Source organism: Thalassotalea sp. ND16A (genome assembly GCF_000764205.1).
Lineage (GTDB): Bacteria > Pseudomonadota > Gammaproteobacteria > Enterobacterales > Alteromonadaceae > Thalassotalea_A.
In genome coordinates, this window is the sequence record NZ_JQDZ01000015.1 from 1 (window position 1) to 546 (window position 546).

A 546-nucleotide genomic window follows, 5' to 3' on the forward strand; every position below is an offset into this window, starting at 1 on the left:
ATCAACCCAATCGCGATGGACGAAGGTTTACGCTTCGCTATCCGTGAAGGTGGCAGAACAGTAGGCGCTGGTGTTGTTTCTAAAATCATTGAATAATCGATTTTAAGACACTAAGAAAAAGGTCGCTTACGCGGCCTTTTTTTTGTCTGAAATTTGAAGTTATCAATGCACGTTGTGAATTTAGGAGGTCCCGTTCAAAAGCATAACGGGATGACGTGGTGTAAATAAACAAACATCGTGTAAACTCCAATATTCTAAGAAAAAATTCACCGTCATTCCGACGAAGGTCGGAACCCCCATGCTTGACAGTGAGCACAAGTTAAATCACTTCATCTATCGTTCACGCGAACTGCCCGTTGCTCGAGGCCCGCAGCTCAAAGAGCCATTGTTTCAATGCACGTTTTGAATTTAGGAGGTCCCGGCCTGCGCCTAACACCATTCAGTTAAGAGGATCGTGTTTTAATTGGGTAGCGAGTTTTACTTACTCTAACGGTCCTGTCTTTGGGCCGTTTTCTTTTTTCTGGCAGTATAAACTGTTTGACGTTC

At 43.8% G+C, this 546-nt stretch carries 1 protein-coding gene; it reads left to right on the forward strand.

Annotated features, from left to right (window positions below):
* The coding region (locus ND16A_RS20520) for a hypothetical protein (protein ID WP_200880799.1) at positions 1-96 on the forward strand (96 nt) is incomplete at its 5' end.
* Positions 97-546 lie beyond the last annotated feature (450 nt).